This is a genomic window from Microbacterium longlingense (assembly GCF_058349825.2).
In genome coordinates this window covers 54,543-78,692 of sequence record NZ_JBYRJA020000013.1, presented here as the reverse complement: position 1 = coordinate 78,692, position 24,150 = coordinate 54,543, and the positions used below count along the sequence as shown (strand labels likewise).

Annotated in this window: 21 protein-coding genes; all 21 read left to right on the top strand. The window is 70.4% G+C overall.

The annotated features are described in order from the left end of the window. Nucleotides 1-155 precede the first annotated feature (155 nt). The 21 genes from aroQ to hisG all read left to right on the top strand — a co-directional run bounded on the left by aroQ (nucleotide 156) and on the right by hisG (nucleotide 24,149). On the top strand, nucleotides 156-596 hold the full coding sequence (gene aroQ, locus AC3RXY_RS15035) for a type II 3-dehydroquinate dehydratase (RefSeq protein ID WP_491511724.1): 441 nt from the start codon (nucleotides 156-158) through the stop codon (nucleotides 594-596). Between the two features lie 54 nt (nucleotides 597-650). Then, entirely contained in the window at nucleotides 651-1,211 is a 561-nt protein-coding gene (gene efp / locus AC3RXY_RS15030; RefSeq protein ID WP_491511723.1) for an elongation factor P, read from the top strand. Between the two features lie 10 nt (nucleotides 1,212-1,221). After that, the gene (gene nusB / locus AC3RXY_RS15025) at nucleotides 1,222-1,632 is read left to right on the top strand and encodes a transcription antitermination factor NusB (protein WP_491511722.1); all 411 of its coding nucleotides are present in this window, start codon (nucleotides 1,222-1,224) and stop codon (nucleotides 1,630-1,632) included. A gap of 77 nt (nucleotides 1,633-1,709) precedes the next feature. After that, the gene (locus AC3RXY_RS15020; RefSeq protein WP_491511721.1) at nucleotides 1,710-4,583 is read left to right on the top strand and encodes a DEAD/DEAH box helicase; all 2,874 of its coding nucleotides are present in this window, start codon (nucleotides 1,710-1,712) and stop codon (nucleotides 4,581-4,583) included. A 121-nt stretch (nucleotides 4,584-4,704) separates the two neighbouring features. After that, nucleotides 4,705-6,279 carry a Rieske 2Fe-2S domain-containing protein gene (locus AC3RXY_RS15015; RefSeq protein WP_491511720.1) on the top strand — a complete coding sequence of 525 codons (1,575 nt, stop codon included), beginning with the start codon at nucleotides 4,705-4,707 and terminating at the stop codon, nucleotides 6,277-6,279. Nucleotides 6,280-6,433: 154 nt separating this feature from the next. Beyond that, a complete protein-coding gene (gene pyrR / locus AC3RXY_RS15010) occupies nucleotides 6,434-6,964 on the top strand; it encodes a bifunctional pyr operon transcriptional regulator/uracil phosphoribosyltransferase PyrR (protein WP_491511719.1) in 531 nt (176 codons plus the stop codon). After that, complete coding sequence (locus tag AC3RXY_RS15005; RefSeq protein WP_491511718.1) at nucleotides 6,961-7,953, top strand: aspartate carbamoyltransferase catalytic subunit; 993 nt, start codon at nucleotides 6,961-6,963, stop codon at nucleotides 7,951-7,953. Before pyrR ends, AC3RXY_RS15005 begins: the two co-directional genes overlap by 4 nt. Next, on the top strand, nucleotides 7,950-9,254 hold the full coding sequence (locus tag AC3RXY_RS15000) for a dihydroorotase (RefSeq protein WP_491511717.1): 1,305 nt from the start codon (nucleotides 7,950-7,952) through the stop codon (nucleotides 9,252-9,254). Before AC3RXY_RS15005 ends, AC3RXY_RS15000 begins: the two co-directional genes overlap by 4 nt. Further along, nucleotides 9,251-9,778 carry a PH-like domain-containing protein gene (locus AC3RXY_RS14995; protein WP_491511716.1) on the top strand — a complete coding sequence of 176 codons (528 nt, stop codon included), beginning with the start codon at nucleotides 9,251-9,253 and terminating at the stop codon, nucleotides 9,776-9,778. The genes AC3RXY_RS15000 and AC3RXY_RS14995 overlap by 4 nt, the downstream gene beginning before the upstream one ends. Beyond that, nucleotides 9,775-10,956 carry a glutamine-hydrolyzing carbamoyl-phosphate synthase small subunit gene (carA, locus tag AC3RXY_RS14990; RefSeq protein ID WP_491511715.1) on the top strand — a complete coding sequence of 394 codons (1,182 nt, stop codon included), beginning with the start codon at nucleotides 9,775-9,777 and terminating at the stop codon, nucleotides 10,954-10,956. The genes AC3RXY_RS14995 and carA overlap by 4 nt, the downstream gene beginning before the upstream one ends. Further along, nucleotides 10,956-14,243 carry a carbamoyl-phosphate synthase large subunit gene (carB, locus tag AC3RXY_RS14985; protein ID WP_491511714.1) on the top strand — a complete coding sequence of 1,096 codons (3,288 nt, stop codon included), beginning with the start codon at nucleotides 10,956-10,958 and terminating at the stop codon, nucleotides 14,241-14,243. Before carA ends, carB begins: the two co-directional genes overlap by 1 nt. Next, nucleotides 14,240-15,118 (top strand): orotidine-5'-phosphate decarboxylase, encoded by an 879-nt coding sequence (gene pyrF, locus AC3RXY_RS14980; RefSeq protein ID WP_491511713.1) that lies wholly within the window; start codon nucleotides 14,240-14,242, stop codon nucleotides 15,116-15,118. Before carB ends, pyrF begins: the two co-directional genes overlap by 4 nt. Next, entirely contained in the window at nucleotides 15,111-16,034 is a 924-nt protein-coding gene (gene gmk, locus AC3RXY_RS14975) for a guanylate kinase (RefSeq protein ID WP_491511712.1), read from the top strand. The genes pyrF and gmk overlap by 8 nt, the downstream gene beginning before the upstream one ends. Nucleotides 16,035-16,252: 218 nt before the next feature. Beyond that, the gene (gene rpoZ / locus AC3RXY_RS14970) at nucleotides 16,253-16,507 is read left to right on the top strand and encodes a DNA-directed RNA polymerase subunit omega (RefSeq protein ID WP_491511711.1); all 255 of its coding nucleotides are present in this window, start codon (nucleotides 16,253-16,255) and stop codon (nucleotides 16,505-16,507) included. A gap of 31 nt (nucleotides 16,508-16,538) precedes the next feature. Next, entirely contained in the window at nucleotides 16,539-17,732 is a 1,194-nt protein-coding gene (gene metK, locus AC3RXY_RS14965) for a methionine adenosyltransferase (protein WP_491511710.1), read from the top strand. Between the two features lie 16 nt (nucleotides 17,733-17,748). Beyond that, nucleotides 17,749-19,713, top strand: coding sequence for a primosomal protein N' family DNA-binding protein (locus AC3RXY_RS14960; protein ID WP_491511709.1), 1,965 nt, complete (start codon nucleotides 17,749-17,751; stop codon nucleotides 19,711-19,713). A 128-nt stretch (nucleotides 19,714-19,841) separates the two neighbouring features. Beyond that, nucleotides 19,842-20,756, top strand: coding sequence for a methionyl-tRNA formyltransferase (fmt, locus tag AC3RXY_RS14955; protein ID WP_491511708.1), 915 nt, complete (start codon nucleotides 19,842-19,844; stop codon nucleotides 20,754-20,756). Next, nucleotides 20,753-22,201 (top strand): RsmB/NOP family class I SAM-dependent RNA methyltransferase, encoded by a 1,449-nt coding sequence (locus AC3RXY_RS14950; protein ID WP_491511707.1) that lies wholly within the window; start codon nucleotides 20,753-20,755, stop codon nucleotides 22,199-22,201. The genes fmt and AC3RXY_RS14950 overlap by 4 nt, the downstream gene beginning before the upstream one ends. Before the next feature lie 97 nt (nucleotides 22,202-22,298). Then, entirely contained in the window at nucleotides 22,299-23,003 is a 705-nt protein-coding gene (rpe, locus tag AC3RXY_RS14945) for a ribulose-phosphate 3-epimerase (RefSeq protein ID WP_491511706.1), read from the top strand. A 4-nt stretch (nucleotides 23,004-23,007) separates the two neighbouring features. After that, nucleotides 23,008-23,271 carry a phosphoribosyl-ATP diphosphatase gene (locus AC3RXY_RS14940; protein WP_491511705.1) on the top strand — a complete coding sequence of 88 codons (264 nt, stop codon included), beginning with the start codon at nucleotides 23,008-23,010 and terminating at the stop codon, nucleotides 23,269-23,271. Nucleotides 23,272-23,309: 38 nt separating this feature from the next. Further along, nucleotides 23,310-24,149 (top strand): ATP phosphoribosyltransferase, encoded by an 840-nt coding sequence (gene hisG / locus AC3RXY_RS14935; protein WP_491511704.1) that lies wholly within the window; start codon nucleotides 23,310-23,312, stop codon nucleotides 24,147-24,149. The last annotated feature ends 1 nt before the right edge of the window (nucleotide 24,150 follow it).

Genomic DNA, 24,150 nt, shown 5'->3' with positions numbered 1-24,150 from the left:
CATCCGCTGCCTCAAACGACTCATCGCCCGCGAGATCTACTACGTCCTCACCCGACCTTGACATCCATAGGAGCATCGCCCCCGCATCGCAGCGCGTCCACGTGCCGGGGGGGAGCAGACGCGTCTGGTCCGGCGCCTGGCTCTAGGCTGAGGGTGTGACCCACCGCCGTCTCCTCCTCGTCAACGGGCCGAATCTCAATCTTCTCGGTGCGCGCGAGCCGGAGATCTACGGGTCTGAGACCCTGGCTGACGTCGAGGCGCTCGTGCGAAGCGCAGCGGCCGAACGGGGCTACGAGGTGCGTGCGGTGCAGAGCAACCACGAGGGTGCTCTGATCGACGCCATCCACGACGCCCATCACGACTGCGACGGCATCGTCATCAACCCCGGCGGGCTCACCCACACCTCGGTGGTGCTGCGCGACGCTCTGAGCGGCGTCGCGCTGCCGGTCGCTGAGGTGCACATCTCCGACGTGTATGCGCGGGAGGACTTCCGTCACCATTCCTATGTGCGTGACGTCGCCGTGGTGCACGTCGTCGGCGCCGGCGTGGCGGGCTACGCGACGGCCGTCCAGCGTCTCCTCGACACCATCGACTAGCATGGGTCCTCGGCCGTCCGGCCGCTAAACTCCACGAACGGATTTCACAAGCGCATGGCATCTACCGCAGACATCAAGAACGGCGTCGTCATCAAGATCGACGGACAGCTCTGGAGCGTCGTGGAGTTCCAGCACGTCAAGCCGGGCAAGGGCGGCGCCTTCGTGCGCACCAAGCTCAAGAACGTCGTGTCGGGCAAGACCGTCGACAAGACCTACAACGCTGGCACGAAGATCGAGATCGAGAACGTCGACCGCCGCGACTTCACCTACCTGTACACCGACGGCGACGGCTTCGTGTTCATGGATGTGGACGACTACGACCAGCTCACGGTTCCGGCCGCGACCGTCGGTGACGCCAAGAACTTCATGCTCGAGAACCAGCAGGTGCAGATCGCGCTGAACAACGGCAACCCGCTCTACGTCGAGCTGCCCGCGTCCGTGGTCCTCGAGGTCACCTACACCGAGCCCGGCCTGCAGGGCGACCGCTCGTCGGCCGGCACCAAGCCCGCCACTCTCGAGACCGGGTACGAGGTCCAGGTCCCGCTGTTCCTCGAGACCGGCACCAAGGTCAAGATCGACACCCGCACGGGCGACTACCTCGGCCGCGTCAACTGATCCGGTCTCGATGAGCGCTCGCACCAAGGCGCGCAAGCGCGCCCTCGACATCCTCTTCTCCGCAGACGTCCGCGGCGACGACGTCGCCGTCACTCTCGCCGCCGAGGCGGCGCGGGCCTCGTCGGAGCCCGCTCGCCAGGCCTCGTGGCTCTACGCACGGGAGATCGTCGACGGCATCGTCGACCACCGCGACGAGATCGACGAGCAGATCACCACGCACAGCCGGGACTGGAAGATCGAGCGGATGCCCGCGGTCGACCGAGCGATCCTGCGGATCGGCACCTGGGAGATCCTGCACAACGACGACGTGCCCACCGCCGTCGCGATCGATGAGGCCGTGGAGCTCGCCAAAGAGCTCTCGACGGAGGACTCCGGCGCATTCGTGCACGGCGTGCTCGCGCGGGTGGCCAGGGCGTCCTGATCCCTCCGCGCGGCTCCGGCGATTGGCGTGCGCTCCTGCCGCGCGCGGACGACGCACGCACACCGCTCGCGCTGGGCATGGAGCTGCGTCGTCGCGACACCGCCGGTCAGGGGCGCTGGACGGGACGTCCGCTGCGCACCGCGACCGCACGGGACCTGCAACGGGATCCCGGTGAGGTGTTCCTCGCGGTGCGGCCTCTGATGCGCGGCCGCACCGGGAGCTGGATCCACGGGGACGCCGGCTGGGACGCCGTCCGCCGCGTCGGCAGCCGCTTCGACCCCGCGCAATCGCGGTGGTTCGCCGATCTGCTGAGCATCTCGCGCGATTCCCTGCTGTCGGGCACGGCCGGCGACTGGCTCCTCCTCGACCCCGTCGGGTCTGCCCTGCTGTGGCCCCATCTGGCGCAGGCCCCGGAGATCGGCGTCCCGCTCATCGCGACGGAGCGGTCGACGCGCCTCACCTGGCCCGAGCGCATCCGGGTGCGCGCGGTGATCGCCGCATCAGAGGGCGACGCGCTCACCGTCACCGCCGAGGCCGTGGCCGGTGATGAGGTCTTTCCGGCCTCGCACGTTCGAGCGGTGGGCTCCGGCGGCCTTTACGCGCATCGGGTGGTCGGGGCGCGCATCGACCTCGTCCTCGGCCCCGTGCTGCTGACGCCCGCGGTGGGGGCGCTGCTCGGCGTGCAGGAGCCGCTGCGCGTTCCGGCGCCGGAACGCGCCGATTTCCTCCGCGAGGCCTACCCGCTCCTGCTCCGCGGAGCAGAGGTGCAGGCGCGGGACGGCATCACCCTGCCGGAGCCGCCCGAGCCGGCCGTGCTCATCGAGATCGACCACCGGCCGGAGCATGGCGGTCCGGACGGCATCCGTTACCGCTTCTGCTGGGACTACGACGAGTACGGCCTGGTCGGTTTCGACGAACCGGCCACAGGTATCCGCGCCATCGACCGCGAGAACGCGCTGCGACCGCCGGCGGTCGCAGCCTGGACCGCCGTCACGGGTCTCGTCTTCGCCGCATCCGGCTCCTTCGCCGACGCGGACGCCGCCGAATTCCTGTCCCACCTCGCTCCGACCCTGGAAGAGGAGCACGGCATCCGGTTGGCCCACCGTGGTGTGCCGCGCAGCTATCAGGAACTCACCGGAGAGCCCGTCATCACGGTCCGAACCGTCGAGACAGACCAGCCGGACTGGTTCGATCTCGGCATCTCGGTCCGCATCGACGGGCGTACCATCCCCTTCCTGCCCCTCTTTCGCGCGCTGAGTCTGCGCCGCGGGAAGCTCAAACTCGTGGACGGCACGTGGTTCTCGCTGCGCCATCCCGCCTTCGACCGTCTCCGCGAACTGCTGGACGAGGCAGCGGATCTTGCAGAGTGGGAGACCGGTCCACGCATCTCCCGGCGCCACATCACGCTGTGGGAGGACTTCGAGGACCTCGCCGACGAGGCCGAGCCCGCGATCACCTGGCGGGCAGCCGTGGCAGACCTGCGTGGCGCCGCGGACGTCGAGGTACCGGTTCCGACCGGCATCACCGCAGAGCTGCGGCCGTATCAGCGGGAGGGTTTCGAGCGGCTCGCCCTGCTCTGGCGGCATCGGCTCGGCGGCATCCTCGCCGACGACATGGGCCTCGGCAAGACGCTGCAGGTGCTCGCCCTGATCGTGCACGCGCGGGAGGCGGCGCCGGCATCGCCGCCCTTCCTCGTGGTCGCACCCACCTCGGTCGTTCCGGTGTGGACCAGGGAGGCCGCGCGCTTCGCTCCCGGGCTGCGCGTCGTCGTACGCGACCGCACGACGTCCACGCTCGGCGTCCCGCTGGCGGCAGCGGTCGAGGGCGCCGATCTCGTGATCACCTCGTATCCGGTGCTGCGGATCGACGGCGCCGACTTCGCCGACTGCTCGTGGGCGGGGGTCGTGCTCGACGAGGCGCACCACGTGAAGAACCCGGCGACGCGGCAGCACCAGGCGGTCGCGGATCTCACGGCCGAGGCCGTATACGCCGTCACCGGCACGCCGATCGAGAACGGGCTGGGGGAGCTGTGGGCGCTGCTCTCGCTCACGTCTCCGGGGCTGTTCGCCTCGGCGCGGCGATTCCGGGAGGACTTCATTCAGCCGATCGAGCAGGGCAAGGTCCCGGAGAACGCCGAGGGTGCGCCATACCGCCGGGCGCGCATCGAGCTTCTGCGTCATCGCATCCGGCCGTTCGTGATCAGAAGGACGAAGGAGCTGGTCGCCGCCGACCTTCCGGCACGGCAGGAGCAGGTGCTCCGCATCGAGCTGGCGCCGGCGCACCGCTACCGCTACGAGACCGTGCTGCAGCGCGAACGGCAGAAGATCCTCGGGCTCCTGCCCGACCTCGATCGGAGCCGCTTTATCGTGTTCCGCTCGCTCACGCTCCTGCGGATGCTGAGCCTGGCGCCCGGACTCGTCGAGCCGGACGACGCGGCGCTCGGTTCGCGCAAGATCGACGTGCTCGTCGACCGCCTCATGGAGCTGCGCGACGAGGGGCACCGGGTGCTGGTCTTCAGCCAGTTCACCTCGTTCCTCGCGCTGGTGCGTGACCGGCTGGAGTCCGCCGGCGTCGCGACGGCGTACCTGGACGGCGCGACGCGCGACCGCGACGGCGTGGTCGCGGGGTTCCGGTCCGGGAATCAGACCGCTTTCCTGCTGAGCCTCAAGGCCGGTGGCGTCGGGCTCACCCTGACCGAGGCCGACTATGTCTTCCTGCTCGACCCGTGGTGGAATCCTGCCGCGGAGGCGCAGGCCGCCGACCGCGCCCACCGGATCGGTCAGCGTCGCCCCGTGTTCGTCTATCGGATGATCGCGGCGGGAACGATCGAGGAGAAGGTTCTCGCGCTGCAGGAGCGGAAAGCACGTCTGAGCGCGGCGGTGCTGGACGACGAGGACCTCTTCGCACAGTCGCTCACCGCAGAGGACATCCGCGGGCTGCTCGCGGACTGACGCCGGGCGCGCCGGATTCCTCCGGCCGTCGCTCCGGGCTCGTTCAGGTGCCCGCCGGTAGAATCGTCAGGTTCACGAGACGCCTGCCCGGACGAACCCGACCGGGAGATTGAGGAGCACCATGCGGATCACGGGACTCGGCCACGCCGGGATGTTCATCGAGACGGTGGGGGGAAACATCATTTGCGACCCCGTGCTCGGTCCGTCCTTCTACGGATCATGGTTCCCCTTCCCCGACAACCGCGGCCTGGACTGGGAGCGGCTCGGACGCGAGGCGGACTTCCTCTACATCTCGCACCGGCACCGTGACCACTTCGACCCTCGACTGCTGAAGCGGTACATCCGCACGGACATCGAGGTGCTGCTGCCGGAGTACCCCACGGACGAGCTCGAGACCGACATCCGCGCGCTCGGCTATGACAACATCACCTATGCCCCGGCGGGCGAGGTCATCGAGCGGGGCGACCTGAAGATCATGATCACGCCGCTGCGCGCTCCGAGCGACGGCCCGATCGGCGACTCCTCGCTCAGCGTCGACGACGGCACCGGCTCCGTGCTCAACCAGAACGACTCCCACCCCCTCGACCTGGACCGGCTGTTCTCCTTCGGCAAGCCGGACGCCTACTTCACGCAGGTGTCGGGCGCGATCTGGTGGCCGATGGTCTACGACCTCCCCCAGGAGGCCAAGCAGAACTTCGCGCGCCTCAAGAGGGAAGCGCAGAACAAGCGGGCGATGTACTACATCGAGAAGGTCGACGCGCCGCACGTGTTCCCGATGGCCGGGCCGCCGATGTTCTTGCGCGATGAGCTGTTCCGGTACAACGGCACGGGCCGCGACAACGACTCGATCTTCACCGACCAGAAGCAGTTCCTCGCTCATATGAAGGAGCTCGCCCCGCAGTACGCCGGGCACCTGTTCGTGCCGGGCACCGTGGTGACCGTCGAGAACCGCGGGGTGGCGTCGGTCGAGCAGACGCTGTACTCGGAGGCGGAGCTCGCGCACATCTTCGACGAGAAGTGGGACTACCTCGAAGAGCAGCGGGCGAGCCGGCAGCAGGAGATCCGCGATGAGGAGGCCTCGCGCGCCGAGATCCTGCCGCCGGAGGAGATGCTGGCGGCTATCAAGGCCTGGTGGGAACCGCTGCTGAAGAAGTCGCGCACCATCCGTCTCGGAGTCGGCGGCAATGTTCGCTTCCGCATCGGCGAGCTCGACATGGTCGTCGACTTCCCGAAGGCGAAGGTCCGCGCGTATGCGGGGGAGGAGTGCATCTACTGGTACACGATCCCGGCAGACCTCGTCTCGACCAACATCGCTGACCATGAGATCGACTGGTCCAACTCGATCTTCCTCTCGATGCAGTTCAGCGTCGGGCGCAGCGGGAAGTTCAACGAGTTCCTCACCACGTTCCTCAAGTGCCTCTCCGTGGACCGCATCGAGTACGTCGAGAACTGGTACCAGGAGCAGACGGACCAGACCGAGGACGCCGAGATCGGCGACTGGGTCGTGCAGCGGCGTTGCCCGCATCTTCGTGCCGACCTCACCCGCACCGGCAAGATCGACGAGGACGGGATCCTCACCTGCAGCATGCACGACTGGAAATGGGACCTGAAGACCGGCAAGTGCCTCTCCACGACCGGTCACCCGATCCGTGCCGAGCGCTGCGCCGTGACGGAGGCCGCCCTGAGCGAAGCCTGACCCTCTTCGCCGCGTCCACCCGGCGTGTGCGCATCCAGGCCGGGTGCACGCGGCACCGGGCGGGGCGGACGGGTGGACTAGCATGGGATGTGCTGGCGAACTTTGACGCAGGCAACCTTTAACCCCGTCCTGTGAGGCGGAGAAGGGAGCGGCGATGAGCGCACGTACCGTGCTGCACGAAGCCGATATCGCGCGGGCGCTGACCCGCATCGCACATGAGATCCTCGAATCCAACCGAGGCGCGGAGAATCTGGTGATCCTCGGGATCCCGACCCGCGGCGTCACGCTCGCCGAGCGGGTGGCGCGCCTGGTGGGCGAGATCTCCGGCACCGAGATCCCCGTCGGTGCGCTGGACGTCACGCTCTTCCGCGACGACCTGGCCCAGCACCCCACCCGGTCGCCGCACCCGACAGACATCCCGGCGGGCGGCGTCGACGGCCGCACCGTCGTGCTGGTCGATGACGTGCTCTTCTCCGGGCGCAGCATCCGCGCGGCCCTCGATGCGCTCCAGGCCATCGGCCGGCCCGCAGCGGTGCGCCTGGCGATCCTCGTCGATCGCGGTCACCGCGAGCTGCCGATCCGCCCCGACTTCGTCGGCAAGAACATCCCCTCCGCGCGGTCGGAGCGCGTCAACGTCCGCCTCCGCGAGCACGACGGCGTCGAGGAGGTGACGATCGAAGGATGAGACATCTCCTCGACACCCGCACCCTGGCACGTGAGGACGCCCTTCGCATCCTCGACATCGCCGAGGACATGGCCGACACGCAGTCGCGCGAGGTCAAGAAGCTGCCGACGCTGCGCGGCAAGACCGTGGTGAACCTCTTCTTCGAGGACTCCACCCGCACCAGGATCTCCTTCGAGGCCGCCGCCAAGCGCCTGTCCGCCGACGTCATCAACTTCGCCGCGAAGGGATCCAGCGTCTCCAAGGGCGAGAGCCTGAAAGACACCGCGCAGACCCTGGAGGCCATCGGCGCCGACGCCGTCGTCATCCGGCACGGGGCCTCCGGAGCCCCGCGGACGCTCGCGACCTCCGGCTGGATCTCCGCGGGCGTCATCAACGCCGGCGACGGAACCCACGAGCACCCCACCCAGGCCCTGCTGGACGCCTTCACGATCCGCAAGCGCTTCTTCGGCGCCGCGAGCAGGGGCCGCGACCTCGCGGGATTGCGCGTGGTGATCGTCGGAGACATCCTGCACTCCCGTGTCGCCCGCTCCAACGTCTGGCTGCTGCACACGCTCGGAGCGGACGTCACCCTCGTCGCACCGCCCACGCTCGTTCCGCAGGACGTGTCGGCATGGCCGGCGACCGTGCTGTACGACCTCGATGAGGCGTTGCGCACCCGCCCGGACGCGGTGATGATGCTCCGCATCCAGCTGGAGCGCATGAACGCGGCGTACTTCCCGAGCGAGCGGGAGTACGCCCGCCTCTGGGGCCTGGACGTCACGCGGACCGGGATGCTCGGCGACGCTAGCATTGTGCTGCACCCCGGACCCATGAACCGGGGTCTGGAGATCGCCTCGGAGGCGGCGGATTCGCCGCGCTCCACGGTCCTCGAACAGGTCGCCAACGGCGTGTCCGTGCGGATGGCCGTGCTGTACCTGCTCCTCGCCGGGGAGCGCACCACCGACAGCGCCGATCGCGGCGCCCTTCAGAAGGACGGAGCAGACGCATGAGCCAGTCGCTGGTGTTCACCGGAGCGAGCATCCTGGGCGGCGAGTCTGCCGACATCCGCATCGAGGACGGCCGCATCACCGAGGTCGGCGCCGACGTCTCCCCAGCGGGCGCCCGGGTCGTCGATGCCGCCGGGCTCGTGGCCCTGCCCGGTCTCGTCGACCTGCACACGCACCTGCGCGAGCCCGGTTATGAGGCGTCAGAGACGGTGCTCAGCGGCACGCGCGCCGCGGCGGCCGGCGGGTTCACCGCCGTGTTCGCGATGCCCAACACGTCGCCCGTCGCCGATACGGCGGGCGTCGTCGAGCAGGAACTGACCCTCGGCGAGGCCGCCGGCTATGCCACCGTGCAGCCGATCGGTGCCGTCACCGTCGGCCAGAAGGGAGAACGCCTCGCCGAGCTCGGCGCGATGGCGTCTTCGCGGGCGCGGGTGCGGGTGTTCAGTGACGACGGCTTCTGCGTCTGGGACCCGCTCATCATGCGACGCGCCCTCGAGTACGTCAAGGCGTTCGGCGGCGTCATCGCCCAGCATGCACAGGACCCGCGGCTGACCGAGGGCGCCCAGCTCAATGAGGGCGTCGTGTCTGCGGAGCTCGGCCTCGCCGGCTGGCCGGCGGTTGCGGAGGAATCCATCATCGCCCGCGATGTGCTTCTGGCGGAGCACGTCGGATCGCGACTGCACGTGTGCCACCTGTCCACCGCCGGCTCCGTCGACATCATCCGCTGGGCCAAGAAGCGCGGGATCGATGTCACCGCCGAGGTCACCCCCCATCACCTCCTGCTCACGGACGAGATGGCCCGCGGCTACGACGCCCGATACAAGGTCAACCCGCCGCTGCGCACGGCGGAGGACGTCCAGGCGGTGCGCGAGGGCCTCGCCGACGGCACCATCGACATCGTCGCCACCGACCATGCCCCGCACCCGAGCGAGGCGAAGGCCTGCGAGTGGCAGGCCGCGGCCAACGGCATGGTTGGCCTGGAGAGCGCATTGCGCGTCGTGCACCAGACCATGGTCGAGACCGGCCTGCTGGACTGGGCGGACGTGGCCAGGGTCATGAGCACAGCCCCCGCCCGCATCGGGAGCCTGACCGGCCACGGTACCCCGATCACCGCGGGATCGCCCGCCGAGCTCGTGCTCTACGACCCCGCGGTCGACGGTGTCTTCACCACGGCGGATCTGCACGGCAAGTCCACCAACTCGCCCTATCTGGGCCGGCCGCTGCCCGGTCGCGTGATGTGGACCGTGCACGGCGGTGTCGCCACCGTGCAGGAGGGCGCGCTCGTCGAGGAGCTGATCCGATGAGCCGCGAACTCGCCCTCGCCGTGATGATCACCGCGGCGGTGGTCATCCTGCTGCTGATGCTGTTCGGCTGGCGGCGCCGCCTGCGCCGCGACGCCGCCCTGCAGGCGCCGCTCGGGGTTCCGGAGCACGCTCGCGTGCTCGATCGCTTCGAGGTGCTGTACGTCGCGACGACCGTGCACGACCAGCCGCTCGAACGTCTCGCGCTCGCGCCCCTGGCCTACCGCGCCCGCGGCGAGGCGGCGGTCACCGACCGCGGCCTCGCCCTGAGCCTCGACGGAGCGCCGACGGTGTTCCTCCCGAGCGCGCACATCGACCTCGTCGATCGCGCCACCGTCGCGATCGACCGCGTCGTCGAGCGCGACGGCCTCGCCCGCGTCGTCTGGCGCGTCGCAGAAGATCGCCCCGTCGACAGCTATCTGCGCGTCGTCACCGGCGATGTGGCGGCCTTCGTCGCCGCACTGACTCCCATCCTCCGCCCCGCTCCCACGCCGGGCCCCGCATCCGAGACCGGAGCCTCCGCATGAACACCATTTCTCCGTCCGTCCCCGGCGGCGATCCCGCCGTGCTCGTCCTCGAAGACGGCACCCGCTATGAGGGGCGCGCGTATGGCGCCCGCGGCGTCACCGTCGGCGAGGTCGTCTTCTCCACCGGCATGACCGGCTACCAGGAGACCCTGACCGACCCGTCCTACGCCGGCCAGATCGTGCTGCAGACGGCGCCGCACATCGGCAACACCGGCGTCAACGACGAGGACCCGGAGTCCGATCGCATCTGGGTCTCCGGGTACATCGTGCGCGACCCCTCGCGTGTCGTGTCGAACTGGCGCGCCGACGGTGATCTGGAGACCGCCCTCGCGGCGGACGGCGTCGTCGGCATCAGCGGTGTCGACACCCGGGCGATCACCCGCCGCCTGCGCAGCGCCGGCAGCATGCGCGGCGCTGTCTTCTCCGGACCAGACGCGGCAGGGAGCGCCGATGAGCAGCTGGACCGGGTGCGCAACGCGCCGCTGATGGCCGGCCAGAACCTCTCAGAGCAGGTCTCCACCGCCCAGCCCCGGGTGACCGCTGCCGCGGGCGAGCGCATCGGGAACCTCGCCATCATCGATCTCGGCATCAAACAGGCCACCATCGACAACCTGGCGCGCCGCGGATTCGAGGTCCACGTCCTGCCGCAGACCAGCACCCTCGCGGATGTCCTGGCGATCGACCCCGTTGCGGTCTTCTACTCCAACGGGCCTGGCGACCCGGCAGCCTCGGAAGACCACGTGGCCCTGCTGCGAAGCATCCTCGACCGCGGTCTGCCGTTCTTCGGGATCTGCTTCGGCAACCAGCTGCTCGGCCGCGCGCTCGGCTTCGACACCTACAAGCTGACCTTCGGGCACCGGGGGATCAACCAGCCGGTTCTGGACCGCACCACCGGTCGCGTCGAGATCACGGCGCACAACCACGGCTTCGCCGTCGACGTCCCGCTGGACGGTCCCGTCGACAGCCCGCACGGGTACGGCAAGGTCGAGGTGAGCCACGTCGGCCTCAACGACCAGGTGGTCGAGGGCCTGCGGGCGCTCGACATCCCGGCGTTCTCCGTGCAGTACCACCCGGAGGCCGCCGGCGGACCGAACGACGCCAACTACCTCTTCGACCGCTTCAAGGACATGGTCGTCGCACACCTCGACGCGAAGTCCGACCTGGAGGACGCACAGTAATGCCCAAGCGCGACGACATCCGTTCCGTCCTGGTGATCGGCTCCGGGCCGATCGTGATCGGCCAGGCCTGCGAGTTCGACTACTCCGGCACCCAGGCGTGCCGCGTGCTGCGCGCCGAGGGCGTGCGCGTGATCCTGGTCAACTCCAACCCGGCCACGATCATGACAGACCCCGACTTCGCCGACGCCACCTACATCGAGCCGATCACCCCCGAGGTCATCGAGACGATCATCGCCAAGGAGAAGCCGGACGCGATCCTGCCGACCCTCGGCGGCCAGACGGCGCTCAACGCCGCGATGGCACTGCACGAGCGCGGCATCCTCGACACGTACGGGGTCGAGCTGATCGGCGCCAAGGTCGATGCGATCCAGAAGGGCGAGGACCGTCAGATCTTCAAGGAGCTCGTGATCGCCGCCGGTGCGGAGGTCGCGGCATCGCGCATCGCGCACACGATGGAGGAGGTGCTCGCGGCCGCCGACGAGCTCGGCTATCCGCTGGTCGTGCGGCCGTCGTTCACGATGGGCGGCCTCGGCTCCGGTTTTGCCTATGACGAGGAAGACCTGCGCCGCATCGCCGGCGCCGGCCTGCGCGATTCTCCCACCACCGAGGTGCTGCTGGAGGAGTCCATCCTCGGCTGGAAGGAGTACGAGCTCGAGCTCATGCGCGACACCTCCGACAACACGGTGGTGGTCTGCTCGATCGAGAACGTCGATCCCGTCGGCGTGCACACCGGTGACTCGATCACCGTCGCGCCGGCGCTCACCCTCACCGACCGCGAGTTCCAGAAGCTGCGCGACATCGGCATCGACATCATCCGTGCCGTCGGCGTCGACACCGGCGGCTGCAACATCCAGTTCGCCGTGAACCCGGAGAACGGCCGCATCATCGTCATCGAGATGAATCCGCGCGTGTCGCGTTCCTCGGCGCTGGCGTCGAAGGCGACCGGTTTCCCGATCGCGAAGATCGCCGCGAAGCTGGCGATCGGCTACCGTCTCGACGAGATCCCGAACGACATCACCGGTGTCACCCCCGCCAGCTTCGAGCCGACCATCGACTACGTCGTGGTGAAGGTTCCGCGGTTCGCGTTCGAGAAGTTCCCGGCCGCAGACGCCACCCTGACGACCACCATGAAGTCGGTCGGCGAGGCGATGGCGATCGGCCGGAACTACGCCACGGCGCTGCAGAAGGCGCTCCGCTCGCTCGAGAAGCGCGGCTCCAGCTTCCACTGGGGACCGGAGGAGCGCGGCATCGAGGAGCTTCTGGAGATCGCGCAGACGCCGACCGACGGCCGGATCGTGGTGCTCCAGCAGGCGATGCGCCAGGGCGCCACGATCGAGCAGGCCTTCGCGGCGACGCAGATTGACCCCTGGTTCCTGGATCAGATCGCGCTCATCAACGAGGTGGCCGAGGTCGTGCGCACCGCCGCGGAGCTGGATGCTCAGACCCTCCGCTACGCGAAGGAGCACGGTTTCTCCGACGCGCAGATCGCGCAGCTGCGCGACCTGACCGAGGACGAGGTGCGCAGCATCCGCCACGGTCTCGGGCTGCGGCCGGTGTTCAAGACGGTGGACACGTGCGCGGGGGAGTTCCCGGCGCTCACGCCCTACCACTACTCGAGCTACGACGTCGAGACGGAGGTGATGCCGTCCGACCGGCAGAAGGTCGTCATCATCGGTTCCGGCCCCAACCGCATCGGCCAGGGCGTGGAGTTCGACTACTCCTGCGTGCATGCGTCGTTCGCGCTGTCCGCTGCCGGGTACGAGACCATCATGGTCAACTGCAACCCGGAGACCGTCTCCACCGACTACGACACCTCCGATCGGCTGTACTTCGAGCCGCTCACGCTGGAGGACGTGCTCGAGGTGCTGCACGCCGAGGCCGCGAGCGGTGAGATCGTCGGGGTCGTCTGCCAGCTCGGCGGCCAGACCCCGCTCGGTCTGGCGAAGGGCATCGAGGCCGCGGGCTACCGGGTGCTCGGCACGAGCCCCGAGGCGATCGACCTCGCCGAGGAGCGTGAACTGTTCTCCCGCCTGCTCGACGAGGCCGGTCTCGTCGCTCCGCGCAGCGGAACGGCGATCGACCCGGACGGTGCCGTGCGCATCGCCGAGGAGATCGGCTACCCGGTCCTGGTCCGGCCGAGCTACGTGCTCGGCGGGCGCGGCATGGAGATCATCTACAGCACAGACGCTCTGCGCGACTACTTCGTGCGCACCGCGGGCGAGGTCATCGTCGAGGAGGGCAAGCCCCTGCTGGTCGACCGCTTCCTCGACGACGCGATCGAACTCGACGTCGACGCGCTGTACGACGGCCAGGAGCTCTACATCGGCGGAGTGATGGAGCATCTCGAGGAGGCGGGCATCCACTCCGGCGACTCCAGCTGCACCCTGCCGCCGGTGTCTCTCGGTCGCACAGAGGTGGACCGGGTGCGCGAGGCGACCAGGGCGATCGCGGAAGGGGTCGGCGTGCGCGGTCTGCTCAACGTGCAGTTCGCGATCACCGCCGATGTGCTCTACGTGATCGAGGCCAACCCGCGCGCCAGCCGCACGGTGCCGTTCGTCTCCAAGGCCCTCGGCATCCCGCTGGCCAAGGCCGCGAGCCGGGTCATGGTCGGTGCCACGATCGCCGAGCTGCGTGCCGAGGGGCTCCTGCCCGAGCAGGACGGCTCACGGGTGCCGCTGGACGCACCGGTGTCCGTGAAGGAGGCGGTCCTGCCGTTCAAGCGTTTCCGCACAGACGACGGACACACCGTCGACTCGCTGCTCGGGCCGGAGATGCGCTCGACGGGTGAGGTCATGGGCATCGACCGCGACTTCCCGACCGCGTTCGCGAAGAGCCAGGCCGCGGCCTACGGCGGCATCCCCACGACCGGCACGGTGTTCATCTCGGTGGCCGACTCCGACAAGCGCGCGGTCATCCTGCCCGCGCACCGCCTGCAGCAGCTCGGCTTCACGCTCGTCGCGACCGAGGGGACCGCGGAGATCCTGGCGCGCAACGGCATCAGGGTCAGCGTCGTGGAGAAGTTCTCGCACACCCACGACTCCGGCGCCGAGAACATCGTCGACCTCATCAACGCCGGCCGGATCGACATCGTCGTGAACACCCCGAGCGGGGGCTCCGCGCGCGCAGACGGCTACGAGATCCGTGCCGCCGCCGTCGCGGCCGACAAGCCGCTGTTCACCACGATGGCCGTGCTGGGAGCCGCGGTGAGCGCGATCGACGCGATCGACGACGGGTTCGCGGTGCGCAGCCTCCAGGAGTACGCGGCCGACCGGAAGGCCGCGGTGTGACCGCAGCACCGGCGGCGTTCGGAGCGCGCCTGCGCACGGCCATCGACACGCACGGTCCGCTGTGCGTGGGCATCGACCCGCACGCGGCCCTGCTCGACTCCTGGGGGCTCGGGCAGGACGCCGCGGGGGTGCGCTCCTTCGGGCTGCGCGTCGTGGCGGCGGCGGCCGGGCGGGTCGCGGCGATCAAGCCGCAGGTGTCGTTCTTCGAGCGCTTCGGCTCCCGCGGCTTCGCGGCGCTCGAGGACGTTCTGGCCGAGGCCCGGGCTGCCGGGCTCCTGGTGATCGCCGACGCGAAGCGCGGTGACATCGGATCGACCATGGCGGGCTATGCCGATGCCTGGCTCGCGCCGGGCTCGCCCCTCGAAGCCGATGCGGTCACCCTCAGCCCGTATCTGGGCGGTGGCTCGTTGCGTGACGTCCTCAGCCGCGCCGTTGCGGCCGGGAAGGGGGCGTTCGTGCTCGCGGCCACCAGCAACCCCGAGGGCGCCGTCGTGCAGCGGGCGCAGGTCTGTGACCCGCAGGCATCCGCGGCGGAGTCTGTTGCGCTGCGTGTGACCCGAGACGTGACGTGGTTGAATCCTTCGGTGACCTCTTCCGCTGCCGCCCCCCTCGGATCGGTGGGCATTGTTCTCGGAGCGACCGTCGATCGCGGGGCCTACGGCCTGACGGACGACGTGTTGCGCACGACGCCCGTTCTCGCGCCGGGCTTCGGCGCGCAGGGCGCTGAGCCGGGCGACATCGTCACCCGATTCGGGGCGGTGGCGTCGAATGTGCTGGCCGCCGAGAGCCGGAGCGTGCTCTCGGCGGGGCCGGAGGAGATCGACCGACGGATCGACGAGCGCGCGGCGCACTACCGGGAGGTGCTCGGTGTCTGAGCAGCACGACGGAGAACGGCAGGGCGCGGTGCGCACGGTTCCGGAGGTCGACCGACGCGCGGCCGCCCAGCGCGCCGTGCAGCGGCGCCGGGAGCGGGCATCGCTCAAGCGCGACCTCACGATGCGGGTGGTCTCGCCGCAGACGGTGCTCCGGCGTGCCGAGGCGGAGGCGGACTCTGCGGCGGCGACGCTGCGCGTCCCGGACTTCCTCACCGCTCTGCCCGCGATCGGCGCCGCCAAGCGCGATCGCATCCTGGAGGATCTGCGCATCTCGCCGGTCAAGCGCCTGGGCGGGCTCGGCGTCCGCCAGCGCGTTGCACTGCTGGGCTGGCTGGACGCCCGCTTCCCCCAGCCGGAGGCCCGCTCGGGCCGCAGCCGACTGCTCGTCCTGGCCGGGCCGACAGCCGTGGGGAAGGGGACGGTCGCTGCCCACGTGCGTGAGCACCACCCCGAGATCCACCTCTCGGTGTCCGCCACGACACGTGCTCCGCGTCCCGGCGAGCAGAACGGGGTGCACTACTTCTTCGTCGACGACGCCGAGTTCGACCGGATGATCGCCGACGACGAGCTGCTCGAACACGCGACCGTGCACAACCGGTTCCGCTACGGCACGCCGCGTCGGCCCATCGACGAGGCCCTGGCCGCCGGCAAGACGGTTCTTCTGGAGATCGATCTCCAGGGTGCGCGCCAGGTGCGTGCGGCCGAGCCGCGCGCCGCGCTGATCTTCCTGCTCCCGCCGAGCTGGGACGAACTGGTGAACCGTCTCGTCGGCCGCGGCACGGAGGGCGAGGAGGAGCGTGCCAGGCGGCTGCGCACCGCCCGGGTCGAGCTGTCGGCGCAGGGGGAGTTCGACTATCGCGTCGTCAACGACGAGGTCCCCCGCGCGGCGGCGGAGGTCGTCGCCTGCGCGGAGTGACGCTGTCCGCCGAGTCATCAGGATTTTCAGGCCGGCCGCGCGCCTTCGCGGCACGGCCGGCCTGAAAATCCTGATGACTCGGCGGGGCGGGGCGGCGTTCCCGTCGGCCGCATGGAACGGGGCGTCACGCTCGGCTGCGCGCGAGGCCGGGTGGGCTAGAATGATCCGATGCGTGCAATCGCACGCGACGATCTTCCGCTCCCTCTCAAGGAGGCCTCATGCCCGCTCGTGAACTCGGCATCATCGATCCGCCGATCGACAACCTGCTCGAGCGCGTCTCGTCGAAGTACGAGCTCGTGATCTTCGCCTCCAAGCGCGCCCGCCAGATCAACGACTACTACTCGGATCTGCACGAGGGCAACCTCTTCGACAACGTCGGCCCGCTGGTGGACTCGACCGTCGAGGACAAGCCGCTCACCATCGCGCTGCACGAGATCAACGAGGACAAGCTCCGCATCCGTCACGCCGAGTGACGGCGCCGATCCACGCAGGAGTGACCTCTCGATGACCGCGCTGCGCCTGTTCACCTCCGAGTCCGTCACGGAGGGCCACCCCGACAAGATCTGCGATCAGATCTCGGACAGCGTCCTGGACGCTCTCCTCACGGTCGACCCGGCCAGCCGGGTGGCGGTGGAGACCCTCGTCACGACCGGGCTGGTCCACGTCGCCGGAGAGGTGCGCACCGACGGATACGTCGACATCCCCGGCATCGTCCGCGGCGTGGTCAACCGGATCGGCTACACCTCGAGCGAGACCGGCTTCGACGGCGACTCGTGCGGCGTCACCGTCTCGATCGGTGAGCAGTCCGGCGATATCGCCGCCGGTGTCGACACCGCGATCGAGCACCGCGAGGGCGGATCGGCCGACCCGATCGACGAGCTCGGTGCCGGCGACCAGGGCATCATGTTCGGCTACGCGACGAACGAGACGCCGCAGCTCATGCCGACGGCCATCTGGACCGCGCACCGCCTTGCGGAGCGCCTCACCGACGCCCGTCGCAACGGCGCGCTGCCCTTCCTGCGCCCCGACGGCAAGACCCAGGTCACCCTCGGTTACGACGGAGCGGTCCCGCGCACCGTCGACACCGTGGTGCTCTCGACGCAGCACCATCCCGACATCTCCATTCCGGCGCTGCGTGCGGCGGTGCAGGCCGAGGTCATCGACCCCGTCCTGGCGAGCACCGGGCTGGACGTGTCGAACGTGCGTTACGTCATCAATCCCGCCGGTCCGTTCGTGATCGGCGGCCCGAAGGGCGACGCAGGGCTCACCGGCCGCAAGATCATCATCGACACGTACGGCGGCGCGGCACGGCACGGCGGTGGCGCGTTCAGCGGCAAGGATCCGTCGAAGGTGGATCGTTCAGCCGCGTACGCGATGCGCTGGGTGGCCAAGAACGCCGTCGCTGCCGGACTCGCTGACCGTCTCGAGGTGCAGGTGGCGTACGCCATCGGCCGTGCGCAGCCGGTGGGGCTGTACGTCGAGACATTCGGCACGGGCAGGGTCGACGACGACGTGATCGCCTCGGCGATCCGCGACGTTTTCGACCTGCGCCCCAAGGCGATCATCGACGAGCTCGATCTGCTCCGCCCGATCTACGCCCAGACCGCGAGCTACGGCCACTTCGGCCGGGAACTGCCCGAGTTCACCTGGGAGCGCACGGACCGCGCAGACGACCTCCGCCGAGCCGCCGGTCTCTAGTACAGGAGGACGGGACATGGCCCGGCGCATCGCCAGGGTGCTCCTGGACTCACCGCTTCCGCAACTGGATCGGCTGTTCGACTACGCCATCCCGCCGCAGCTTCATGACGCCGTCGCGGTCGGGCGGCGGGTACGCGTGCCGTTGCGCTCGGCGGGGCGTCTGCTGCAGGCCACGGTGGTCGAGCTCGACGAGGAGGACGACGACGCGCGCACCCTCGCCGAGGTCGAGAACGTGCTCACCGAGGTGGCCGTCGTGCCGCCGCGGCTGTATCAGCTGGCGCGCCGAGTGGCGGACCGGGCCGGTGGCTCTGCCTCCGACATCCTCCGGCTCGCGATCCCCAAGCGGCAGGTGCGGGTGGAGAAGGCGTGGCTCGCCGCCCCGCAGCCGGATCCGGTGTCACTGGACGAGGCTCGTGTCGCCGAGGCGCGGGGCGTTCTGGCTGCGTACGGCGGCCTGTCTGCGGGGCTCGCCGAGCACCGCAGACTCGCGGTCGAGGCGATCCCCGGCCTGGTCGACGTCGCCGACGTGCCGGGGTCGACGCCGCAGTGGTGCCACCTGCTCGCTGCGGTCGCCGCCGATCGGCTGGCGGCGGGGGAGTCGACAATCCTGGTGGTGCCGGATCACCGCGACATCGAGCGGCTGCTCCCTGTCCTCGTCGGCCTGGTCGGCGATGACGCCGTGCTCCGGCACGACAGCGGTCAGACCAACGCCGAGCGATACCGGTCGTATCTGGGCATGCTGGGGGGCGTGCCCCGGGTGGTGGTGGGCAATCGCTCGGCGATCTATGCGCCGGTCGAGGCGGGGGCGATCGTGGTGTGGGACGACGGGGATGCCCTTCTCTCCGAGCCCCTGGCGCCCTACGTGCACGCGCGTGACGCCGCTCTCGTGCGCCAGGAGATCGAGGGCTCTGCGCTCCTGCTGGTCGCGCACAGCCGGTCGACCGACGCCGAGCGGCTGGTCGCGACCGGGTGGTTCGCGGACGTGCGGGCGACGCGCCGCTCCCACCCGCGCATCATTCTCACGCCGCCGGAGGAGATCGAGCGCCAGCAGACCCACCGGCTTCCCTCGCAGGCGTTTCTCGCGGCGCGGGAGGCCGCAGCCACCGGCCCGGTGCTCATCCAGGTGGCCCGCCCGGGGTTCTCGCCGACGGTCGTCTGTGCTGGGTGCCGTGCCCCGGCGCGCTGCCGCCATTGCGCCGGTCCGCTCGCCGTGAGCGCGCGCGGTGCGATTCCGGTGTGCACGTGGTGCGGGCGGCCCGCGCGACCGTGGCAGTGCCCGGCGTGCGCCGGCGAGGCGTTCCGGCTGGCTTCGTCCGGCAGCGAGCGGACAGCCGATGAGCTCGGTCGCGCTTTCCCCGGCATCCGGGTGGTGCTCGCCGACGGCACCCACCCGGTGGATCGGGTCGATGACCGGCCGACGCTCGTCGTGGCCACGCGCGGCGCCGAGCCGATCGCAGCGGGCGGCTATCGGGCAGTGGTGCTGCTCGATGGCGCACGGATGCTGCAGGCGCCGGAGCTGCGCATCGGAGAGTCCTGCCTGCGATGGTGGTCCAATGCGGCCGCTCTGGCCGCCCCCGGGGCCCCGGTGCACCTCGTGGGTGTCGACGGACCGGCGGCGCGCGCGTTGGCGACCTGGTCGCAGGACGCCTATGCCCGCGCGGAGCTCGCCGAACGCGCGCCCCTGCGGATGCCGCCGACGGTGCGGATCGCGGAGGTCCTGGCGCTCCGCGCCGCGCTGGAGCCGCTGCTGGCCGACGTGATCGGGATGCTCGGTGCCGATGCCGTGCTCGGCCCCGTGGCGGTACCGGGGGACAGCGACGGAAGACAGCGCGCGCTGATCCGCGTCCCCTATGGCCGGGCGGCGGATCTCGTGGCGCTGCTGCGTGCGGCGATGGTCGCCAACGCCGTCGGGCGCCGCCCGCGGGGACGGCGCGCGGTGCCGATCACCGTCAGACTCGATGTCCAGGAGCCTGAGCTCTGAGCTCCGGGGTCCGGCTCGGGGGATCGGCGGGGCGTTCGGAGCCCCGGAGAGCACGCCGTGGAATCCGCGGGCGGCCCGATACGCGAGACTGGATCACGACACCCACCCACCGGATCCGAGGAGGATCGATGCGCCTGGTCTTCGCCGGCACGCCAGAGGCCGCCGTGCCAACCCTGCGACGGCTGGCAGCGAGCCACGAGATCGTCGCGGTCGTCACCCGTCCGGATGCCCCGCAGGGACGCAAACGGGTGCTCACCCCGTCGCCGGTCGCGCAGACGGCGGAGGAGCTCGGCCTCGAGGTGATTCGTGCCGCCCGCCTCGACGACGCGGTCACAGACCGTATCCGTGCCCTGCAGCCGGACCTGGGCGTGGTCGTCGCCTACGGCGGCCTCGTCCGCGAACCCCTTCTGAGCCTGCCAGGACACGGGTGGATCAACCTGCATTTCTCCCTCCTGCCGCGCTGGCGCGGAGCGGCGCCGGTTCAGCGTGCGCTGATCGCCGGCGACCCCGAGATCGGCGTGAGCGTGTTCCGCCTCGTCCCCGAGCTCGACGCCGGCGACGTGTACGCGATGCGCACCGTCGCGCTCGGCCCCGTCGCCACGGCCGGCCAGGCTCTCGATACGCTCGCGGCGGACGGCGCTGCCCTGACCGCGGACGTGGTCTCCTCGATCGCCGAGGGAACGGCCGTCGCCGCTCCCCAGGAGGGTTCAGCGACCCTGGCGCCGAAGCTGGAACTGGCGGACGGACAGCTCGACTGGACCAGCTCCGCCGACGCGGTGCTGGCTCGATACCGTGGCGTGACGCCAGAACCCGGCGCGTGGACGACGATCGACGGCGCTCGCGTGAAAGTGCTCGAGATGGCGGCCGCGACGGATGCGGCTCCCCGGGAACCCGGTGAGATCGTGGGGGCGAAGTCGGCCGTGCTGATCGGCACGGCCTCTGCGCCGGTCCGCGTGCTGCGCGTGCAGCCCGCGGGAAAGGGAGCGATGGCCGCCGCCGACTGGTGGCGCGGCCGTCAGGGTACCGAGAGGGCGGGATCATGAGCGCGGCGCCCGAGAACGGCCGCCGCCGCGGCAGCGCTCCGCCGCGGCGCACACGGGGCAGGGCAGGGGATCGGCGTCCGCAGCAGCGGACGGTGCAGCCGGCACGGCGCATCGCCTACCAGGTGCTCCGTGCGGTCAGCGGATCGGACGCCTACGCCAACCTGCTTCTGCCGACGATGCTGAGCGAGGCGGGCATCACCGGACCGGACGCCGGGCTCGCGACCGAGCTGACCTACGGCACACTGCGCCGGGCCGGGACGTATGACGCGATCATCTCCGCAGCCGCGGACCGCGATGCTGCCTCGATCGATCCGCCGGTACTCGACGCCCTGCGCCTGGGTGCGCATCAGCTGCTGTCGATGCGCGTGCCGGCCCACGCGGCGGTGGACGAGTCTGTCACGCTCGCCGGTGAGCACAGCCGCGGCGCTGCCGGCTTCGCGAACGCCGTGCTGCGGCGCATCGCGCGCGACGACGCCGCGACCTGGCAGGAGCGCATCGAGGGGGAGGCTCGGTCGGATGACGAGCGGCTGGCGCTGCGCACCGCGCACCCCGTCTGGGTGATCCGCGCACTGCGGCGCGCCCTCACCGCTGAAGGACGCGTCGCCGAGCTCGAGGCGCTGCTGGAAGCGGACAACGTCGCCCCCGAGGTCACTCTCGTCGCCCTGCCGGGGCTTGCGGAGCCGGGGGAGCCGAGACGGCCCTACGCGCCGACGGCATTCGGGTCGCCCGGTGGCGATCCGCAGCAGATCATCGTGGGCTCGGAGGGCACGGTCCGTGTGCAGGACGAGGGATCCCAGCTCGTCGCCCTCGCTCTGACCGCTGCCGGTCCGATCCGTGCGGGGGAGCGGTGGCTCGATCTGTGCGCCGGGCCCGGCGGGAAGACCGCGCTGCTGGCGTCGGTGGCCGGCCGTCATGGCGCCCACCTGGAGGCCAATGAGGTCGTGCCGGCCCGGGCCGGTCTGGTGCGGCGCGCGCTGGCCGGAGTGCCGGGAGAGGTCCCGGTGCACGAGCAGGACGGTCGCGAGCTCGCCGCCGCTCACCCCGAGGCCTTCGACCGCATCCTGGTCGACGCCCCGTGCAGCGGGCTCGGTGCGCTGCGTCGCCGGCCGGAGGCGCGCTGGCGCAAGACTCCCGCCGACCTTCCGGAGCTGATCGCGCTGCAGGAGGAGCTGCTGAGCGCGGCGCTCGGTGCCCTCGCGCCCGGCGGCGTGCTCGCCTACGCCACGTGCTCGCCGCATCTGGCGGAGACGACGGGCGTGGTCGAGAGCGTCCTGCGCGGGCGTTCCGACATCGAACAGCTCGACGCCCGCGAGGTCGTGCGCTCGGTGGTCCGCACGCCCATCGACCTCGCCGAGCCCGCCGACGGCGGAGGCACGGTGCAGCTGTGGCCCCACCGTCACGGCACAGATGCGATGTTCCTGACCCTCCTCAAAAAACTCCCCTAACCCCCTTTCCCGCACCCCCGGCCGCGAGAGGCCAGGTTTGGTCGCCAAACCACGGGTTTGGCGACCAAACCTGGCCTCTCGCGGGCGGGGGGGGATAATGGAGAACGTGTCCGTGCCTCGTATCAATCCCAGCATCCTTGCCGCAGACTTCGCGAACATGGAGACGGAGCTTGCGCGCATCCCCACCGCCGACTTCGTGCATGTCGATGTGATGGACAACCACTTCGTGCCGAACCTCACGTTCGGCCCGCAGATGGTCGGGCGCATCCAGCAGACCAGCCCGGTGCCGCTCGACGTGCATCTGATGATCTCCGACCCGGATCGTTGGGCGCCGGAGTACGCCGAGCTCGGTGCGGCGAGCGTGACCTTCCACCTCGAGGCCGCGGCGGATCCTGTCGCGCTCGCTCGTCGCCTGCGATCGCTCGGTGCCCGCGCGGGCGTGGCGATCAAGCCGGGCACGGCCGGTGACGCGCTCTACGAGATCCTCGACGAGTTCGACCAGATCCTCGTGATGACCGTCGAGCCCGGCTTCGGCGGTCAGGGCTTCATGCCCGAGACGATGCCGAAGCTTCGTGCGCTGCGTGCGGAGGCCGATCGTCGCGGCTCGTCGGTCTGGCTCCAGGTGGACGGGGGAATCTCGCTGGACACCATCGCCCAGGCCGCCGAGGCGGGGGCGGACACGTTCGTCGCCGGTTCCGCCGTCTACGGCGCGGACGACATCGAGGCAGCGATCGCCGGGCTCCGCGATCGTGCCGCCGATGCGTGCGGGCACGGGGCCGGCCACGGAAGACCGGTAGCCTGAAGGAATGAAGACGTTCGACGCTCTCTTCGCCGAGCTCACCGAGACCGCCGCAGCCCGCCCCGAGGGCTCCGGCACGGTCGCCGCCCTCGACAAGGGCGTCCATGCCATCGGCAAGAAGATCGTCGAGGAGGCCGCAGAAGTCTGGATGGCCGCCGAGTACGAGAGCGATGACGCGGCGGCCGAGGAGATCTCGCAGCTGCTCTACCATCTGCAGGTCATGATGCTCGCCCGGGGGCTCACCCTGGAAGACGTCTACCGTCACCTCTGATCCGTCTCCTCCCCGCACATCCCTCAACGAAGGTCCCCATGCTGCGCATCGCCGTACCGAACAAGGGCTCGCTCGCCGAGACCGCCGCCGGAATGCTCGCGGAGGCCGGCTATGCCGGCCGGCGCGACCCGAAGGCGCTCCACGTCGTGGACGCCGACAACGACGTGGAGTTCTTCTACCTGCGTCCCCGTGACATCGCCACCTACGTCGCCGCGGGCGCTCTCGACATCGGCATCACCGGTCGGGATCTGCTGCTGGACGTCGTTTCGGAGGCGAAGGAGATCGAGGCTCTCGGCTTCGGGCACTCCACCTTCCGGTTCGCCGCCCCTCCGGGCCGCATGAACGAGCTCCGTGATCTCGCCGGTCTGCGGGTGGCCAGCTCGTACCCCGGCCTGGTCGGCGACTTCCTGCGCGGCCACGGCGTGGAGGTGGAACTCGTCCGGCTCGAGGGCGCGGTGGAGTCGGCCGTCCGGCTGGGGGTCGCCGATGCCGTCGCCGACGTCGTCTCCACCGGTGCGACGCTCCGTCAGGCCGGACTGGACATCTTCGGCCCCGTGATCCTCGAGTCGGAGGCCGTGCTGATCGCCGGTCCGAACGAGGCGGAAGGAGCGCAGCGTCTGCTCCAGCGTCTCCAGGGCGTGATGGTCGCCCGGCAGTATGTGCTGCTCGACTACGACCTGCCGGCGGGCCTGCTGGACGCAGCCGTGCAGATCGCGCCAGGGCGGGAGTCTCCGACCGTCTCGCCGACGCGGGACACCGACTGGCTCGCCGTGCGCGTCATGGTCCCCCGTCGGGGCGTCAACCGCGTCATGGACGACCTCTACGCCCTCGGTGCCCGTGCCCTGCTGGTCACCGGCATCCACGCCGCCCGCCTCTGAG

Excerpts from the sequence above, each read along its gene's own strand:
- AC3RXY_RS15000 (WP_491511717.1), top strand. The coding sequence starts at position 7,950 with ATGAGCCAGTCGCTGGTGTTCACCGGAGCGAGCATCCTGGGCGGCGAG.
- nusB (WP_491511722.1), top strand. The coding sequence starts at position 1,222 with ATGAGCGCTCGCACCAAGGCGCGCAAGCGCGCCCTCGACATCCTCTTC.
- efp (WP_491511723.1), top strand. The coding sequence starts at position 651 with ATGGCATCTACCGCAGACATCAAGAACGGCGTCGTCATCAAGATCGAC.
- rpoZ (WP_491511711.1), top strand. The coding sequence starts at position 16,253 with ATGCCCGCTCGTGAACTCGGCATCATCGATCCGCCGATCGACAACCTG.
- AC3RXY_RS15020 (WP_491511721.1), top strand. The coding sequence starts at position 1,710 with ATGGAGCTGCGTCGTCGCGACACCGCCGGTCAGGGGCGCTGGACGGGA.
- hisG (WP_491511704.1), top strand. The coding sequence starts at position 23,310 with ATGCTGCGCATCGCCGTACCGAACAAGGGCTCGCTCGCCGAGACCGCC.
- AC3RXY_RS14960 (WP_491511709.1), top strand. The coding sequence starts at position 17,749 with ATGGCCCGGCGCATCGCCAGGGTGCTCCTGGACTCACCGCTTCCGCAA.
- AC3RXY_RS15005 (WP_491511718.1), top strand. The coding sequence starts at position 6,961 with ATGAGACATCTCCTCGACACCCGCACCCTGGCACGTGAGGACGCCCTT.
- fmt (WP_491511708.1), top strand. The coding sequence starts at position 19,842 with ATGCGCCTGGTCTTCGCCGGCACGCCAGAGGCCGCCGTGCCAACCCTG.
- carA (WP_491511715.1), top strand. The coding sequence starts at position 9,775 with ATGAACACCATTTCTCCGTCCGTCCCCGGCGGCGATCCCGCCGTGCTC.
- rpe (WP_491511706.1), top strand. The coding sequence starts at position 22,299 with ATGGAGAACGTGTCCGTGCCTCGTATCAATCCCAGCATCCTTGCCGCA.
- pyrR (WP_491511719.1), top strand. The coding sequence starts at position 6,434 with ATGAGCGCACGTACCGTGCTGCACGAAGCCGATATCGCGCGGGCGCTG.
- carB (WP_491511714.1), top strand. The coding sequence starts at position 10,956 with ATGCCCAAGCGCGACGACATCCGTTCCGTCCTGGTGATCGGCTCCGGG.
- AC3RXY_RS14950 (WP_491511707.1), top strand. The coding sequence starts at position 20,753 with ATGAGCGCGGCGCCCGAGAACGGCCGCCGCCGCGGCAGCGCTCCGCCG.
- AC3RXY_RS15015 (WP_491511720.1), top strand. The coding sequence starts at position 4,705 with ATGCGGATCACGGGACTCGGCCACGCCGGGATGTTCATCGAGACGGTG.
- AC3RXY_RS14940 (WP_491511705.1), top strand. The coding sequence starts at position 23,008 with ATGAAGACGTTCGACGCTCTCTTCGCCGAGCTCACCGAGACCGCCGCA.
- AC3RXY_RS14995 (WP_491511716.1), top strand. The coding sequence starts at position 9,251 with ATGAGCCGCGAACTCGCCCTCGCCGTGATGATCACCGCGGCGGTGGTC.
- metK (WP_491511710.1), top strand. The coding sequence starts at position 16,539 with ATGACCGCGCTGCGCCTGTTCACCTCCGAGTCCGTCACGGAGGGCCAC.